Source organism: Shewanella sp. DNRA4 (genome assembly GCF_012843185.1).
GTDB lineage: Bacteria > Pseudomonadota > Gammaproteobacteria > Enterobacterales > Shewanellaceae > Shewanella > Shewanella xiamenensis.
In genome coordinates, this window is the sequence record NZ_JABAIP010000009.1 from 83,996 (window position 1) to 101,515 (window position 17,520).

At 45.7% G+C, this 17,520-nt stretch carries 12 protein-coding genes; 3 read left to right on the forward strand and 9 right to left on the reverse strand.

What is annotated here, in order from left to right; translation table 11 throughout:
- Nucleotides 1-28 precede the first annotated feature (28 nt).
- Together HG547_RS11290 and mprF are read right to left on the reverse strand one after the other, a co-directional pair.
- Nucleotides 29-760: an AcvB/VirJ family lysyl-phosphatidylglycerol hydrolase gene (locus HG547_RS11290; RefSeq protein ID WP_140907281.1), complete on the reverse strand. Its 732-nt coding sequence runs from the start codon at nucleotides 758-760 to the stop codon at nucleotides 29-31.
- A gap of 7 nt (nucleotides 761-767) precedes the next feature.
- Entirely contained in the window at nucleotides 768-3,320 is a 2,553-nt protein-coding gene (gene mprF, locus HG547_RS11295; protein ID WP_169547875.1) for a bifunctional lysylphosphatidylglycerol flippase/synthetase MprF, read from the reverse strand.
- Between the two features lie 396 nt (nucleotides 3,321-3,716).
- On the opposite strand from mprF, the gene HG547_RS11300 reads away from it, so the two are divergent.
- Nucleotides 3,717-6,434 carry an SO2930 family diheme c-type cytochrome gene (locus HG547_RS11300; protein ID WP_169547876.1) on the forward strand — a complete coding sequence of 906 codons (2,718 nt, stop codon included), beginning with the start codon at nucleotides 3,717-3,719 and terminating at the stop codon, nucleotides 6,432-6,434.
- Between the two features lie 136 nt (nucleotides 6,435-6,570).
- Nucleotides 6,571-7,752, forward strand: coding sequence for an SO2930 family diheme c-type cytochrome (locus tag HG547_RS11305; protein ID WP_169547877.1), 1,182 nt, complete (start codon nucleotides 6,571-6,573; stop codon nucleotides 7,750-7,752).
- Between the two features lie 439 nt (nucleotides 7,753-8,191).
- Here HG547_RS11305 and HG547_RS11310 read toward each other — a convergent pair whose 3' ends face one another.
- From HG547_RS11310 to HG547_RS11320, 3 genes are all read right to left on the reverse strand, one after another.
- Entirely contained in the window at nucleotides 8,192-9,211 is a 1,020-nt protein-coding gene (locus HG547_RS11310; RefSeq protein WP_169547878.1) for an AraC family transcriptional regulator, read from the reverse strand.
- Nucleotides 9,212-9,404: 193 nt separating this feature from the next.
- Entirely contained in the window at nucleotides 9,405-10,421 is a 1,017-nt protein-coding gene (sohB, locus tag HG547_RS11315; RefSeq protein WP_144345170.1) for a protease SohB, read from the reverse strand.
- Between the two features lie 111 nt (nucleotides 10,422-10,532).
- Complete coding sequence (locus HG547_RS11320; protein WP_169547879.1) at nucleotides 10,533-13,016, reverse strand: VolA/Pla-1 family phospholipase; 2,484 nt, start codon at nucleotides 13,014-13,016, stop codon at nucleotides 10,533-10,535.
- A 261-nt stretch (nucleotides 13,017-13,277) separates the two neighbouring features.
- On the opposite strand from HG547_RS11320, the gene HG547_RS11325 reads away from it, so the two are divergent.
- Nucleotides 13,278-14,015 carry a YciK family oxidoreductase gene (locus HG547_RS11325; RefSeq protein ID WP_037419993.1) on the forward strand — a complete coding sequence of 246 codons (738 nt, stop codon included), beginning with the start codon at nucleotides 13,278-13,280 and terminating at the stop codon, nucleotides 14,013-14,015.
- A 64-nt stretch (nucleotides 14,016-14,079) separates the two neighbouring features.
- Here HG547_RS11325 and HG547_RS11330 read toward each other — a convergent pair whose 3' ends face one another.
- The 4 genes from HG547_RS11330 to HG547_RS11345 all read right to left on the reverse strand — a co-directional run bounded on the left by HG547_RS11330 (nucleotide 14,080) and on the right by HG547_RS11345 (nucleotide 17,401).
- Nucleotides 14,080-15,042, reverse strand: a complete 963-nt coding sequence (locus HG547_RS11330; RefSeq protein WP_099458335.1) for a hypothetical protein — start codon at nucleotides 15,040-15,042, stop codon at nucleotides 14,080-14,082.
- A gap of 102 nt (nucleotides 15,043-15,144) precedes the next feature.
- Complete coding sequence (rluB, locus tag HG547_RS11335) at nucleotides 15,145-16,020, reverse strand: 23S rRNA pseudouridine(2605) synthase RluB (protein ID WP_037419997.1); 876 nt, start codon at nucleotides 16,018-16,020, stop codon at nucleotides 15,145-15,147.
- Nucleotides 16,013-16,609, reverse strand: coding sequence for an SMC-Scp complex subunit ScpB (scpB, locus tag HG547_RS11340; protein WP_037419998.1), 597 nt, complete (start codon nucleotides 16,607-16,609; stop codon nucleotides 16,013-16,015). Before scpB ends, rluB begins: the two co-directional genes overlap by 8 nt.
- A 3-nt stretch (nucleotides 16,610-16,612) precedes the next feature.
- Entirely contained in the window at nucleotides 16,613-17,401 is a 789-nt protein-coding gene (locus HG547_RS11345) for a ScpA family protein (RefSeq protein WP_037420001.1), read from the reverse strand.
- Nucleotides 17,402-17,520: the final 119 nt, after the last annotated feature.

Here is a 17,520-nt window from a genome sequence, read left to right on the forward strand (position 1 = left end):
CTTATACGATGCCATGCACTAAAGCCCTCTAACTTAGCTTCAGCCAACCTTTTATCAGCTTGACTACTTTATCGTAATCGTCATCAAAACTGTGGCCACCGCTTAATTCCATCACAGTGACATTGGGCTGCTTGACCTCTGGGCATAAATGCAGCGGCGCATCGTCCTCTTTACCATAGAGACAAAGCATAGGCACAGTGGTTTGTTTGTTCACTTCGGGCAAGGTTAAGTAACGAGCCGATTGGTTATCCGAGGTGACAATCTCACTCACATGGATTTCAAAATCCGAAGATTGTGAAGGAGAAAGCAGCACAGCGCCCAAGACATTCTGCCGATATTGAGCGGGCATATCATTTAACACAAAGGGAATCACTTCGGCCCCAAAGGAATAACCAATCAAAATCACTTTTTGCGTGCCAAATTCCGCCTGGTACTTATCAATAATCGCTAAGGTATCTTGGGTGACCTCTTTAGGATCTTTTTGTTTCCAATAATATTTCAGCGAGCTCCAGCCGACGACAGGCCAGCCCTGCTGCTGCAAAATGCCCCCTACGGCTTTATCAAGCGTTGCCCAGCCACCGTCACCACTCAAAAAAATCACCAACGGTGGTTTGGCATGGGATGACGCAGCTTTTACCTGAGTTGATGATTCGACAGGCAATAGGGTCAGCCCCAGATTATCGGCAAACTCATCAGCAAAGACGTTAGCAGTGGAACATAAAAGTAAAACGCTCAGTAGCTTGATTAAGGATTTCGTCATCTCGCACCTACTTTTTAAACACGCCAGTTGTACCACGACTCGTTAAGGTCACCAGACTGCCCACCACTACAGGTAAAGAGAGCCCACCATAACAAATCAAATACTTAGCCTCCCACCTTGGATTAAACTTATCCTTATACCTTCTAAGCCCCTGAAAGTTGTAAAATTTATTCCCCTTCTTATAAACCGTTTTGGCAAGCTTAGTCCAAAATGGCACCAAGGCTCTATCAGTCAATCCAGACATGGGCGCCATGCCAAGATTGAACAGCTGATATCCTTGCTGTTTGCCCCATAGCAAGAGTTCTGTAAACAAAAAATCCATAATATTACTGCCCGATAAACTAGGCTCATAGCGCATCAAATCAACCGAAAACTCTATTTTGGCCGCACTGGTCCACACATTGGAAAAAGCTACAAGCTCGTCGTTTAAATACACTAAGGCCATCGGCGTGGCGCACAGGTAAGCAGCAGAAAAATACCCAACTGAAAATCCCTTTTCTCGACCTTGCTTCGCCTTAAGCCAGCTCGAAGAAATAACCTCTAACGTTGGCAATAGGGCCTTCACTTCACTGGCCTCGATAATTTTAAACCGTAACCCTTCCCTTAAAGCCTTCGCATGACTTTGACGCAAGCTACGATACTTACTCGACTGTAAATCAAATTCCGCTAAGGGCGCTATGGCCTCCTCGCCGAGTTTATATAGGCTCAACCCTTGTTCTAAAAAGTGGGGTAAATACCTTTGCGTGACTTGATAAAATACTGGCCAACCATCGTAAGCATCGCATAACTCCCTAAACTGCCAGAGTAAATCATCAAATTTATCTGGATTTCCAATCGGATCGCCCATCACAACCCAGCAATGTCCTGCGCGGGCATACATTAAAAATGCATCGTTATCTTCATTAAATAACAATGACTTATCTTGAACTAAAGCAAGAAATCCGTGGCTACTTGGGGCGTTAGCGACGATATCCATAGCGCAGCTTAAAGTATGCTCATCCAATAGACTGGTTTGCGGCCTTCTCATCGCTAACACGTAGCGAAAGCCAAAAATCAACAAGATCACTAGGGCAACCGCTCCACCCCGCAATGCACGGGACACATGGCTATCTTGAGAAAAAGTAAACCAAAGTGAATGATCGTAATCCACATCCTGATAGGCAAAAAATAGCACCCACATCATCAAAAATAATGCCGCAGCCAGCGATAAGGCCCAACCAAAAGAATATTTAATTCCCACAATAGAACCTTGGCGATAAAAAACCTGCTCGCAGGGCAGCATTAATAAATAGATAAGACCAAGTGCGAGGGATATCTGCCACTGAGCGCCCTTTAGTACAATAAACACCATGGCTACCAATAAGAGTTTTTGCGTTAACTCAAACGCTTTTTGATAACGTTTAAATAGACCGTGTGATAATAGCAAGAGTAAAATAGCACTCGCACTCAATATCAAACTTGATAGTTCCACAATTGGTAGCGGCACTATCTCACCTAGCCAATGATATTTATGAATAATGGAAGGGTTAACAACCGATAGCAACAACACTAAGCCAACGCCAAAAACACTAATGCTTAATAATGGTGGCAATAATTGCCTGACAATCTGTAAATTAACATTTAACTTAGAAAACTTATCCTTATTAGTTAATACTAAGGTTGCCACAAAATACATCAGCGCTAAAACAAATGGCACTATGTAATACATTAATCGATAAATAATTACTGAACTTAAAATTTGTTCGGCAGGTAAATATTGCGATAAGGTAACAGTAACTACCGTTTCAAATACGCCAATCCCTCCAGGCACATGGGCAAGCACCCCGATTGCATTGGCTACAAAAAAGATGCTAAGGACCTGTAAATAACTTAATCCATCCACCTCAGGTAGTAGAGAGTAAAATAATGTCCCCACAACGATCCAATCAATACTCGATACTAGAAACTGCTTTAGAGATAAGGAAAAAATCGGTGGTGCCAATTCGAACCCACGAAAATGAATAGACCTTTTCCAGATCAGGCTAAATACAAAATAGCTAATGACACCCAGCAACATCAAGATACCAATCACTCGATTAAGAGAGAAAAACCAAGTTGGCAACGGTAAGTCGGAAAGTTGCTCTGCAGGAAAACTAATCAGAGCAAGTCCGCAGATAAAGAAAAGTCCAAGGAAAAATGTCACTGAACAAGCGAGTACAACCTGGGTAATATTATTGCCACTCAAACCTAATTCAGAATAAAATTTGTAGCGTATAGATGTGCCGGTCAATAATGAAAAACCTATCGTATTAGAGAAGGTAAATGCCAGAAATGAAACAGGAGCTATCTGTTGATAACTTAAGGGCGATTTTAGTTTTCTAATGGCAAGATAATCATATAATGTTAATAGTAGATAACTGACCAACGTCAATAAAACCGCTAATAAAATTTTTGATGGTGCAAATTGTTTAATCTCTAAAAAAATATCATTTAACTGATAATCCTGCTCTAAGTTATATAGCAGAAACAACGAGACTGTGAATATTATCAAACTAATAATCACACGGATCCGCCTACCCATTTTACTCTCCAAACGCTGTTTAATCTGCAAATAAAATCAACAATAAGCATTGATAGGACATTAAAATAAAATTAACTTTATTTTATTATTCAACCCTATTTAATCGAACGATTTTTAACATAGTGATTTTGGAGAGGCAATCTAATTAATCATTCGCTTCATGATGTTTTATTCATCTTGTAAACACTTTGTTCTAATCTGGCTTAAATATCCCCAAAATAGTTTAAAACAGCCATTAAGTGGTCAGCTTTTTTGGCTTAACCATTCTAAAAAAATGAATAGGTTGCATGTCCTATCCTTCACTGTACACGGCATGATTTTGGCCATATTTCACATTGCCTTTTCCTGCTCCTAGCGCATCCTGTTAACGAAATTATAACAAAAGCAGGAGCACCTATGTTCAACAAGACAATCCAATCACTCTCAGGCAAAGAATCGACAGCCAAACAGCGTCATTTTTTGCCGAGCAACCCCAATCGTAAGGCGAATTGGCTAATGCCTACAGGCATAGCTCTATTAATGGCATTCAATCTAACAGGTTGTTTTTCTGACGATGATCCCGCCCCAGTGGTAACGCCACCCGTGGTGCAGCCACCTGAAACTGGACCCACCTTTCCCGAAGGTGCAATCAAAATCCCCGCTGGCGATAACCTCACGATGCGTATTCAAGAAGCCTTAATTAACGCGCAAAGTGGTGCAGTGATCGTGCTTCCTAAAGGAACCTTTAATATCGACTCAACTTTGCTGTTCGATGGCGATGTAGATGGGGATGGCAGTTATGCCAAAAACGTCACTATCATGGGCTACGGGATGAAGGACACTATCCTTAATTTCGCCCAAGCGAACTCGGGAGATGGGATTTTCGTGCAAAACGCTCTCAACATTACCATTCAAGATCTGTCGGTTAATGAGGCAAAAAACAATGGTATCAAACTTAAAAACACTAACGGCATTATCCTGCGCCGCGTTGGTGCAGTATGGGAAGGCGAACTCGATAAAGATAATGGTGCCTATGGTTTGTATCCGGTTGAATGTGAAAACATTCTGATTGAAGACAGTTATGTTCGCGGCAGTGCCGATGCGGGGATTTATGTTGGGCAGTCCCAATATATTGTGGTGCGTCGCAATATCGCCAAAGAAAACGTGGCGGGGATTGAAATCGAAAACTCCAAATATGCCGACGTGTATAACAATGAAGCGATGGGTAATACGGGTGGGATTTTAGTGTTCGACTTGCCGATCAATAACCACAGATACGGCTCTAGCGTGCGGATTTTCAACAACAAAGTGTATGACAACAACACGCCGAACTTCGCCAATGCTTCTGCTAACCCCGCAGGTGTGCATATTGTGCCGCCAGGCACTGGAGTGATCATTTTATCCACCGCAGATGTGGAAATTTTCAATAACCAAATTACCCGTCACGACACCCTAGGAGTGACTGTGAGTAGCTTTTTTATTGCAGAACCCGATATGACCTCCTTTGTCGGCAACTATGGTCAACCTGGTCAAGCGATTGAGGATGGTTGGCGTCCTGTACCACGTAATATTTATTTACACGACAACGTAATTACCGATTATGGTAGCAAGCCAAAAGGTTATTTAATTCAAGATATTATTCGAGCCTATATCATAAATCATGGCACGTTACCTGGCGTACTCTACGACGGCTTAGGGGAAATGCTTGCTAATAACGGCACCGCCGCTTACCTCGGTTTGAAAGAGACGCCCTTTGCCACTGACGGTAGCGATAACGTCTGCGCCAGTGATAACGGCAACGTATCCTATGGCCGGCTCTATGCCAACAGCAATACGGATATCAGCATCGCCGATGTGCAATACGAGAAAACCCAGAACAACCTGCTGAAATGTACCCAAGTGAGTCTGCCTGTGCATACCGTCACCTTTGCAGGCCAAGTATTTGGCTGCGGGGTTGACGATAATACCGCAGGTTGTGATGGCGGCGTATTGGTCGGTGGCGGTGGTACTATCGGTGAAGGCGAAGGGGGTTTAGTCGGCGATGGAGATCAAAGTCTGTGTAAAGCGACTGGCTCAAATGTTAGTTGGGATGCACTGCTGAAAGCAAACTGTCCTAAACTGTCGGATTACAACCTGTTTAGTGATGCCAAAAACCCCACCACAGGCCCGAATTCAGGTGGTGTCCCTTACGATCTCAACACGCAGCTCTTTACTGACTACGCCAGTAAATATCGCTTTGTGTATTTACCTTCGGGACAAAAAGCCAGTTACTCCGAAAAAGAAGCGTTTGATTTCCCTGTGGGGAGCGTTATCGTCAAATCCTTTGCCTTGCCAAGCGATACCAGTAAGCGCGGTATTAGCAACGAGAGCTTGATTGAAACCCGCTTACTCATCCATCGTCCAACGGGCTGGAGCGCACTGCCCTATGTGTGGAATGCAGATAAAACCGATGCCACGTTGGCGAAAGCGGGAGCGATTAGCAGCCAAACGTTGAGCCATAAAGGGGAAAGTCTGACCTTTAACTACATGGTTCCGAGCATGAACCAATGTAAGCAGTGTCACCAGTTTAAAGCTGATAACAATAGCAACGCCGTGTTTGTGCCTATTGGTCCTAAGGCGCGCCATTTGAACCGCAATTTCAGCTATCAAGACGGCAGTATGAACCAACTGCTGAAATGGGAAAGCCTTGGTATTTTGCAAGGATTGCCCAACCTAAGCCAAGTACCACAAGTGCCCGCCTACCACGATGGTGACGAAGCGACCGTCGCAAGCTTAAGCGATACAGCATTAATGCAAACGGCTAAGGGTTATCTCGACATCAACTGCGCCCATTGCCATAGACCCGAGGGCAACGCCTCTAATACTGGCCTAAAACTCGAGTACTGGCGTGGCTACAGCGATGATGCAGGTTTCTCCCATGGCACCTGTAAATCACCGGTTGCCTATGGCGGTGGAAACTTAGGTTTCGATATAGTCCCAGGCAATGCCGCTGAGTCCATCCTGCACTTTAGAATGCAAAGCACGACTCCGGGCGATCGTATGCCTGAAATTGGCCGAAGCTTAGCCCATGATGAAGGCGTCGCGTTGATCAGCGAATGGATTAAACGTCTACCTGCAGCAAGCTGCTCACGCTAGCGTTAACGTAACAGTGGGTGAAAGCATGCTTGTAATCACCCACTTGCTTACCACTTCAAGACAGAGCGACATCCTGACAGAGAAGACCAACTTAGGTCTTCTTATTTCAAGCAACAGCTTAAAGAGCGGATAATCCATGAAAAATCGCCAAACACTTTCGTTGGTGTTGATTATCACTGTGCTGCTCACAGCCTGCGGCGGTAGTGACAGCCAAAGCAGCGATAGCGGCCAAACACCGCCGCCCACGACCCCAACCAATCCAACGATACCAACTAGCCTTTGTGTGAATACTTCAGGGCAAGTTAACTGGCCCGCCTTGATGGCAGAAGACTGCCCAGTGTTAAGTCAATATGGTCTCTTTATCGACCCAACTAACCCAACCATACAGCCACAAACTCCGGGGTTTAGCTATCAGCTCGCTACGCAGCTGTTTTCTAACTATGCCAGCAAATACCGCTTTATCTATTTACCCGCGGGCAGCAGCATACAGTACCAAGCGCAGGAGGCATTTGAGTTTCCAACTGGCGCCGTGCTGGTTAAAACCTTTGCTCTTCCACAGGATACGGCTATCACAGGCATAGCCAACGAAACGCTAATCGAAACGCGGCTATTGATAAAACGCCCTCAAGGTTGGACAAGTCTGGTTTATCAATGGCAACAAGGTGAGGCAAAGCTGCTTACCGCCGGCGCAAGCGTGCATCATACCCTGATTAACCAAGGCCAAAGCCAAAGCTTCGATTACAACATACCGAGCCGCGCCGAGTGCAAAATTTGTCACCAAACCAACCAAGATAACAGCAGCCAAATCATTCCGATTGGCCTTAAAGCCCACTTATTGAATCGCGACATCGTCGACCAAGGACAAATCGTCAATCAACTCAGCCTGTGGGCCAAACAAGGCAAGCTTGAGCAGTTACCCGAGTTAAGCCAAGTGGCCAAAACCTATGCAATTGACAACCCTCAAGCCGATTTAACCGCCCGCGCTAAGGGCTATTTAGATGTAAACTGCGCCCACTGCCATAGCGCTAAAGGCTTTGCCAGTATCTCTGGATTACGCCTCGGTTTTTATATTGATCACACCAGTTATCAATATGGGATCTGCAAGCAGCCTCCGGGATGGGATGGCGGTGCGAAAGGACTTGATTACGATATTGTCCCCGGCAATGCTGAACATTCGATTTTGCTGTATCGCCAAACGCTCTCTGAACCGAAAGATCGCATGCCGCCTATCGGTCGCAATCTTGAGCACCAAGAAGGCGTTGAATTAATTCGTCAATGGATTGATTCACTGGCACCGAGTTTAGGTAATTGTATTTAGGAAAGTGCTGAGTAGTACTAGGGCGTGTTGACGTTTCAGGGTTATTTTTGCAGCAATGTGGCTGGCTTTTATGCAAGGCAAAGTCCGTGCAGTGTAGTTATTCTACATAAACGGACGATAACGCGGCAGAAAAGCCAGCCAAATGCTGCCCTAAAGGTTCGTCTGGCAAGCCCTTGCTCTTACTTTCTGTCATAAGAGCCGCTCGTCATTTGAGTAAACTACACATCATTCCTCGTTTCGCGAGCACGTGCTTTCCAGAACGAACAAAATCTAATCTCGAAACGTCAACACGCCCTAATGTCACTCACATTGCATAGCAATGGAGTGACGTTAAACAAAAATAAAAGGGATAAACAAGGATGAAATTGAATATAGGATAGCGCCGTTTCCCTTAAAGTATCGCTTCCGTTTTTAACCAATTAAGCTAGTTCACTATCCTTTAGCCGCAGTTAAGCCGACTAAAATACCCTGGCGGATGGCCAATCCAGTGCTTAAAGGATTGACGGAAATGGCTCACATCGCTGTAGCCTAAGGTCTCGGCAATCGCCTCAATATCTAGCTTGTTGGCTAAAATCAACTCGACCGCCCGTTGGCAGCGCACCTGATCAACGAGACGCTGATAACTCGATCCAAGCTGTGCAAGTTTACGCCGAAAACTGCGGTCGCTCATATGCAGCTGCGCCGCCATTTCATCTAAATGAAGTACATGGGGAAAATGTGCGCGGATCGCTATCAACACGGTTTCGATAAAGGAGGTGGTAAAAGCTGAAGGCGTTACCTCTGCAAATTTAGGGAAAGGATAGTTTATTGCAAGAGCAAGATAATCAAGGGAAATACTCCATTCGTAATATTCGCAATTAAACTGCACTTTCGCACCCGTTGCCTCCTCTAAAAAATGGCAGTCTCGACCTGACCCAACCAAATTAATTTGACTTAGCGTTATCGCCTCCCCAGTCAGCTCTCTGGCGAGCCCCAATAGTGACCCAATACTGTGTAAAAACTGAAATCCGTATTGTGCTTTATCAATACGACCCGTATTAAGCCAACGAATGCAAACACTGTCATCTGTTAGACGTACCAAAGAATCAGTAAAACTACCAACTAAACTCGGGTGATTAATCACAAACTGTAAGCAGGCCTGCAATGAGCTAAGTTGAGCAAGATGGGGCAACAATACATCTAAGCTACTCACCCGATAACTCAGCCCTAATTTAGTACCAATATCGGGATCTCCACCCTGTAAGCGTAAAAACTCCATCGCATATTCCACCTGCCAGACAAAGACAAACTGGCAATGATTAAGCTCAGTCCGGCCAACACCAATATGACCACAGACTTGCTGTAAGGCTTTTTCGCCTAACTGTGAGGCAATAAAGTCGAGAATATTACGCAGCTCAAATGCGGGATAGGTTTGATCGCCTACCATCAGGTTCGTCTTGTAATCGACGCGCTGTAACATGGAATATCCTTAATGTGATTTGTTCAGCTTTTAATTCCCTAGGTGATTAGTTGTATAAGATCTCGCTTATTTTGAATAGTCTTAAACCAAACTTAATGTTAAAAAAATGTATTATTTCATTTCGCGCCCAAACAAAACAAAAACGCCTGCATATTCGCAGGCGTTTTCATCGGTATTAAGTCAGTGCGTCGGCTTACATGGGACGATTTTTCTCAACTAATCGATTAAAAATCGCATTTACCGACAGGGACGCACCATGGGCGATTTTATCGGCTAGTTTCTTGCGCACCTGATATCGCAGCTTATACACGGTACGTTCGCCCGCTAACTGCATTAACACATCATCACTGGTTGAAATCGCATCGATAAGGCCTAATTCAATCGCCTGTTGACCGTACCAATGTTCACCGGTGGCCACCTTTGCCAAATCGAGCTGAGGACGATATTTGGTTACAAAAGCTTTAAACAGCTCATGGGTTTCTTCGAGCTCCTGTTGGAACTTCTGTCTGCCCTCGTCAGTATTTTCGCCAAAGACGGTCAAGGTGCGCTTAAAGTCGCCGGCTGTGTGTTGTTCATAATCAATTTCGTGCTTTTTCAGCAAACGGTTGAAGTTAGGCAACTGAGCAACGACCCCGATAGAACCCACGATGGCGAATGGCGCGGCATATATTTTATTGGCGACACAGGCCATCATATAACCACCGCTGGCGGCAACTTTATCCACGCAAATCGTTAATGGGATCTCGGCCTGACGCAGACGATCGAGCTGGCTCGATGCCAATCCATAACCATGCACCATGCCACCGCCACTTTCGACATTGACAATAACTTCGTCACCCTTTTCGGCGATGGTTAAAATCGCGCTGATTTCTTCGCGCAGAGAAGCCACTTCGGCGGCATCAATACTGCCTTTAAAATCAATGACAAAAACCTTGCCTTTGTGGTCTTCTTCGGCCGCTTTTTCCTTCGCCTTTTCGTCTGCTTTCAGCTGTTTTTCGTAGGCTTTAAACTGCTTCTTCGTCAGCAGTTCCTCCTTCAAACTGTGCTTTAGTTCTTCCAGTTCTTCTGAAAGGTTAGTGATCCTCAGTTCACCTTTATCCGATTTGTGCTTCACAGTGGACGCGAGGACGACAATAATCACAGCAACAATCGCAACAACAATAGTCACAGCTTTGGCCAAAAACATGCCATATTCGTATAGAAATTCCAAAGTACTCTCCGTTGGGACCTAAGGTGATCCGGTTTAATGCGCGCTATTCTAACAGCCTAAAGCGCCATAAAAAAACCCAGCAAAGGCTGGGTTTTTAGGATTTAACTCGGATTAGTTAGGACAAGTCGCGATCACACTTGGATCGGTGACGTAAATAGTGGCCTCACCTTTACCCGCAGTCGATGCATAGGTGGCTACTTGGGTTTGCATTTCTACCGTTGCCGCAGCAGCCATACCATCTGTAGAACTCTTCTCGCTTGGGTCAACAATAGAACTATGATGACCCTTGGCAAAACGCACCACACCAAGCCCTTTAGTCGTAGCATCGACGCAAGGTAAACCCATTGCAGAGATCAGCGGTTCAGTACCTGATAATGGGAAGTTATCGACACTATTAGGTAACACTTGATCCGCTAAGTTACCATTACCATCACCGGCGACTTCAATTAAGTGCACAGGTAATCCTGTTGCTTTTAACATGCCAGCATGGTTAACCGGATCTGCTGAGTCCACCGCCGTTTGCACAGCAAAGGCAAAAGTAGGAATAAATTGCGCGTAAACCGCCTGAACTAAAGCCGCATATTCAGGGCTGCCTGGCTCATATCCTGCCGTATTAGCCTTATCGACTAAAGCTTTGAATGTCGCCGAAGCAGTGACATTATTAAACAGTACGGGACCGAAGGTGGCTGAACCGGCAAAAGCGCCTGCTAAACCACCAGCAGGAGCAACCAAAGAAGCCGCATTAATCACATAAGGGTTAGGTAAGGCTTCACCCGTGGTTGGATTTCTCATCCCCGTGCTGGCATAGGTAGCAAAATCGGTTCCCACAATCGCACCTAAACTTAACCCCTGCGCACTGATCTTAGAGACATCAAATACTTGTGGTTGATTAGCCTGCGCAAGCCCTTGTGCTAAGCCAGTTAAGGCTAAACGCACGCCAAGGTGATCCATGGTTGCCTGACGGAAGTTATCTCGCACAGATAGTGTGCTTGAGATATTGACAAAGACTAACGGGTTACCATTTTTAAAGGCATCCGGAGTACCAATCACATTGCCAAAAGAGGGATCGGTTGCCGAAACTTCGTAAATACCATCCCCATTGGCATCAAATGAACGAGCACCATGTAAAGGCATATCGATAGCTACCGTTGCCACGCCCATGGCCGCATAAGAACCCGCATAAGCTAAAGACATTTCCTTACCGCCACCTAAACCATGCAGCGCAATCGTGGTTGGCCAGCCTGACGTTGGTGGTGTAAAGGTTAAGCCTTGCTGCTGATAGAAGGCCGCGAGTTTAGTGGCATTAGGCATAGAAATCAGTACAGGTACCGTTTCATAACCTTTAATCGCAGGGATTGGGTTAAATTTGGTCAAATGTTTGGTTTTATCAACCGCAGTACCATCGTCTAATAGCCAGGTTTTACCTGCCATTAGCGAAGGATTAGCTAATGCATCAGCAGGGTTAGCAATACCATTAGCGACAGCCTGCATACCAAAGTTTGTTTGACTTAAGGTGCCCGCTTGCAGCGCTAATAGCACTGAAACTGGGCTATCGCCTTGGGCTTTCCAACTCCCATTTATTAGTGGTTTACCTTCAGCAGATAAACAACTGACAGAAGAACAATCACCGTAAATCGGCAGTTTAATTTTTGCAGTATAAACATCCGCTAAACTAGAAACCACGTAAGCCATACCATCTGCTGGTTTTAATCCCGCAGCCTGAGCCACAGTTAACCCAGTAGGAGTCGGCATTTGTGCAAAACTAGGTGCATAGGGAGCGCCTCTTGCCATCAACAGTTTTGTGGTTTCATAAACATTTGCGACTGATTGAGTGGTAAACAAGCCAGAGTAGGTAATGGTTGAAGTATCAACATTATGTGCAGCAGCTATCCCCTTCTCATAACTATTGACTAAGGTTTGCAACATCAGTTGATCTGGCGTTTCTAGAGGCAGCGTATTGATATCCATCTTCAACGTACCATAGGTTGTTGAAGGGGCAATGCCGCGTCCCTCTGAATCCTGAATTAACTTAGTGGTCGCATAAATATAAGACTGACCCGCTTTAAGCGGTTTTAGTGGAATAATGACGACTTTATTGCCTGAGGCAGTAGAAACAAAGTCCACACCAAATTGTAATTCAGCCCCTACTTTACAAGCTGATACTGACGGTTTGGCTTTACACTCAGGATCAGAGGACAAAGCGCCCCCCACGGTAGCCTCAAACATTCTTACCGCGCCCGGCTGGGCAACAGATGCCGCCATCAGGGTGAGCTGGGTGCCATCATGATCTTTTGCTAAATCGATATCAATTGAAATGGGCGACGTAGTTGACCATCCATCTAATGCACCGAGTGCAATCTGAGGATCGGTATAATTACCAGAACTTTCACCCGGTATAGATAAAGTACCATCCTTAGTGCCGCTGAACAGGAGGTCATTTGGCAAAGGAACTTTAGAGTTAGCAGGGTCGAATACCATACGGGATTCAGGGATGAGCGGCTCCGTCTTATCCTTGAGTTCGTTATAACTGTCCTCGCCACATCCTGTGAGGCCCAGTGCTGATGCAATCGCAACACACAAAATGAGTCTTTTCATTTTTTTTCCCCAAATCTTGTTGTAATAGTTTTGTTTTCCCCAAGAAATTAGTCACAATAGCGCAAAAGCTATGACTAATAGGGCTTATGTTAGCCCCTAACTCATTTCAAGTTAACGTAAAAATATTGAGTTAGCCACAAGTTTGTCACAAAGATTTTAGCTATTTATAACAAAGTTTCATTCATTTGTTTGAAACATGCGTTTAGCAGTTCAGCGACTCTAGAAGTGGCGGGCATTTTCGCCAAGAGGAATAAAAGGCTCATGTTGGAATATCAAGCAGCAAAAGATTTACTTAAAGGTAAAACTATTTTAGTCACTGGTGCAGGAGCAGGCATTGGTCGAGCGGCAGCTATCGAATTTGCCAAGCATGGCGCCACGGTGATTTTACTCGGTAAAACCGTTAAAAAACTCGAAGCCGTTTACGATGTTATCGAGCAAGCGGGTTATCCGATGCCAGCCATTGTGCCACTGGATTTAAAAGGTGCGACCGAACAAAACTACCGTGATATGGCCGACACGATCAGCGAACAGTTCGGCCATTTAGATGGTTTACTGCATAATGCCAGTTTACTCGGCGCCCTAGGTCCGTTTGAACACATCGATATTCCTTCTCTTGAAGATGTACTTAAAGTCAATGTCACCGCACAAGTGATGCTAACCAAGGCATTACTGCCAGTGCTACGCCAAGCACCAAGTGCCTCGATTATTTTCACCTCAAGCAGTGTTGGTCGTCAGGGCCGCGCCTACTGGGGGCCCTATGCCTTCTCGAAATTTGCCACCGAAGGCATGATGCAGGTACTCGCCCACGAATGTGATGGCACTTCAGTCCGCGTGAACAGCATTAACCCAGGCGCAACGCGCACCGAAATGCGTGCTAAAGCATACCCTGCCGAAAATCCATTGGATTTAAAAACGGCCGAAGAAATCATGCCGACTTACTTGTATTTAATGGGACAGGACTCTAGCGATATTAACGGTCAGCAATTCAATGCCCAGTAAGTAAGGCTCACTAAACGCTGTGGTATAAAAGTAAAGGGAACCGAATGGTTCCCTTTACTTTTACTCAGTCGCTGAGTCTAATTTTAGCAAAGTAAATCATTGTTTTAGACTTCTCTTGCAAGTTATCACTTTGGACTTGAATATTATCGGGAACCGATACCTGCTCGTGACTAGAATAATAGCTCACCCAAAGATGATCACCTTTCAGAACAATGCCAGCATAACTAGTATCGCCCTGCGAAGGTAACGTGAGCCTCTCATGAATAGCGCCCGTCTCTTGATTTATTTCAATAAGTGCAGTGCGAATGTTCCCTTCATAAAGACGTACAACCGCCATCAAACGGGATTGATAGACAAACAGCACTGGCCCACCAATGCGTTTATCGAGTGTTTGCCAAGTCCATTGCTTGAAAGGTGGCAAGCTGTGACCCAGTAAACCTAAAAACTCGTCACTCCACACGGGATCGCGCCTTAATAAACAAAAACAACTCCCTTGGTGAAATACCAGCGAACTTTCATTTACATAACCTTGGTCGTTAAAAACAGGCATCCAAGGCGTAAATTCGGTACCATCATTACTTTTATACAGGCGAGTGTCTCCATCAGGCCCCGCCCGATATCCCACACCATAGAGTGCATCTTGATACTCAGTTAAACGCCATAACCAGTAACCTTTATCAGCTACCGCCTGCGGCTCGGACCAATTTACGCCATCCTTTGAGCGCCAAAGATAGGATTGTAAACCTGATTTATTGTGCAAAGTACCACCACCCAATAGCAACAACTCACCTCGAAATTCAATTAATTTGCCATCCCGTAAATCAGCATGAGCCGAAGTCAGCAGCGCCACACTTTGCCAATTTTCCCCGGCATCATAGGAGCAAAGAATACGTAAAGCGCCATCAGGAGATACGTGAGCAGAGCCTTCTCGAAATACACAAAATAACGCCCCTTGGTATAACACCAGATCGGTAAAAGCATTATGCTCACCTTGCTCCCAAATTCGCTTGACCGATATTAATTCCATGGTTCATCTCCTCGTCATCTTCAGGCTTGTTATAGCATAACCATAGGCTACAGAAAGCAAAAAAGGCCGCAAGCGGCCTTTTAACTGGGTAACATAAACCGATTAGCTACGTTGACGCGTTGGCTTCGGTTTACCCGTTGAGGTGACTTTATGCTTACGCACCGCGCGGCGAATTTTGGCACTCTTCACCTGCGCACGGGCCACGCTGTGTTTATCTGCGGCCAGCATAGTACGAGTTTCAGGTTCAAGACCCGCTAATTGGCGCAGGTAGTTAACTTGCTCAATTGGCAATTCAATCCAACCACCACGGGGTAAGGATTTAGGTAATTCCACCATACCATAGCGCACACGGATAAGACGGCTAACTTGCACCTCTTGGGATTCCCATAAACGGCGCACTTCACGGTTACGGCCTTCACGTAAACACACGTGCCACCATTGGTTCATACCCTCACCACCCGCGGCTTTAATGGCATCAAACTGCGCCATACCGTCTTCTAACATCACGCCGGTACGCAGACGTTGTACCGCAGCCTCTGGTACTTCACCAAAGGTACGAACCGCGTATTCGCGTTCAACTTCGTTAGACGGGTGCATCAAACGGTTTGCCAGTTCACCATCAGAGGTAAACAGCAATAGGCCTGAAGTGTTGATATCCAGACGGCCTACCGCAACCCAGCGCGAATCACGCACTTTAGGCAAGCGATCAAACACAGTTGGACGACCTTCAGGGTCTTTACGGCTACAAATCTCACCTTCGGGTTTGTGATAGGCCAGCACGCGGCAAATCACATCATCGGCAGACTTGAGCGATATGGCTCGACCATCGATACGTACTTTTGCATCAGCTTCGATACGATCGCCAAGATTGGCAATCACGCCATCAATACTAACTCGGCCTGCAGCAATCCATGCCTCCATCTCACGACGGGAGCCATGGCCTGCACGGGCCAAGACTTTCTGCAATTTTTCACTCATTAGTATCTTGCTCTTCTGACTGTTCAGGCGTTACTTTCAAACCCGAAAATACCGCCTGCAATGACTCAGTATCCGTAAGCGCGGGTAAATCCGCGAGGGTATCTAAGCCAAAATAGGCTAAAAATTCTAAGGTCGTGGCGTAGAGTGCGGGTCGCCCCGGGACTTCTTTATGGCCAACGACTTTAATCCAATGTCTATCTGACAAACTTTTGATGATGTGGCTACTAATGGCCACACCACGCACCTGCTCAATATCGCCACGGGTCACAGGTTGACGATAGGCGATCACCGCCAGAGTCTCTAATGTTGCCCGCGAATACTTAGGTGCTTTTTCCTGCCACAGGGGTTGCAAAAACGGACTCAGGACTTCCAAGGTCTGGAAGCGATAACCTCCAGCCACTTTCACAAGTTGAACACCCCGTTCCTGATAATCCTGTTGCAACTCGTCCAATGCGGCTTTGATTTTGTCTCTGGAAACACTGAAATCCGCCAATACGGTTTCTTTCAACATTTTCACCGACAAGGGTTTCCCCAATACAAACAGACTCGCTTCAATAAGCTGTTTTAATTGAATTGGATTTATCTGCATCAATTAATAGGCCTTTACATAAATAGTTGAAAACGGCTCTGTTTGGTACAATTCCACTAATAATTCTTTGACCAATTCCATTAGCGCTAAAAAGGTCACCACCACACCGGCGCGGCCTTCTTCGACACTGAATAAACGCTCAAAGGGCGTAAACGTCTCGCTATTAAGCATGGCTAAAATTTGGCTCATGCGCTCGCGGGTCGATAACTGTTCACGCTTAACATGATGATCTTCATTGGCATCGATACGTTTAAGCACCTCGCCAAAGGCGCGGGCGATTTCAAATAACGATACATCAGGCGGAATCACCAAAGGTTTGATATTCGGTGAAGGTGCCGCGATTGCTTGAAACACATCGCGTTCAAGCCGAGGTAAATCATCAATTTTTTGCGAGGCTTCCTTGATTACCTCATAGGCCTTCAATTGACGGATCAACTGGGCCCGTGGATCTTCTTCCACCTCATCTTCCGCCACCATACGCGGCAGCAGCAGACGGGATTTAATCTCGGCCAGTGTAGCCGCCATGACCAAATAATCCGAGGCCAGTTCAATACGCGCCTGAGTGAGCATCGCGATATATTCTAAATATTGCGCGGTGATCTGAGAAATGGGTAAATCGACAACATCTAATTTTTGCTTACGGATCAGATACAAAAGTAAGTCTAGCGGCCCTTCAAAGGACTCCAAGAACACTTCCAACGCCTCAGGTGGAATAAACAAATCCTGCGGCATTTCGGTCATCGCCTGACCACGAACAACGGCTAAGGGTAAACTTTGTTGCGTGCCCTGCATCCGCTATCCCCATGTAAAACAATCACCTTGAAACCGCCATTCCCAAGCAAACAGTATCAGTCTCATTAAATCGAGTTGACTCGCTTCTTCGCAAACGCGCGATTATACCCGTAATTTAA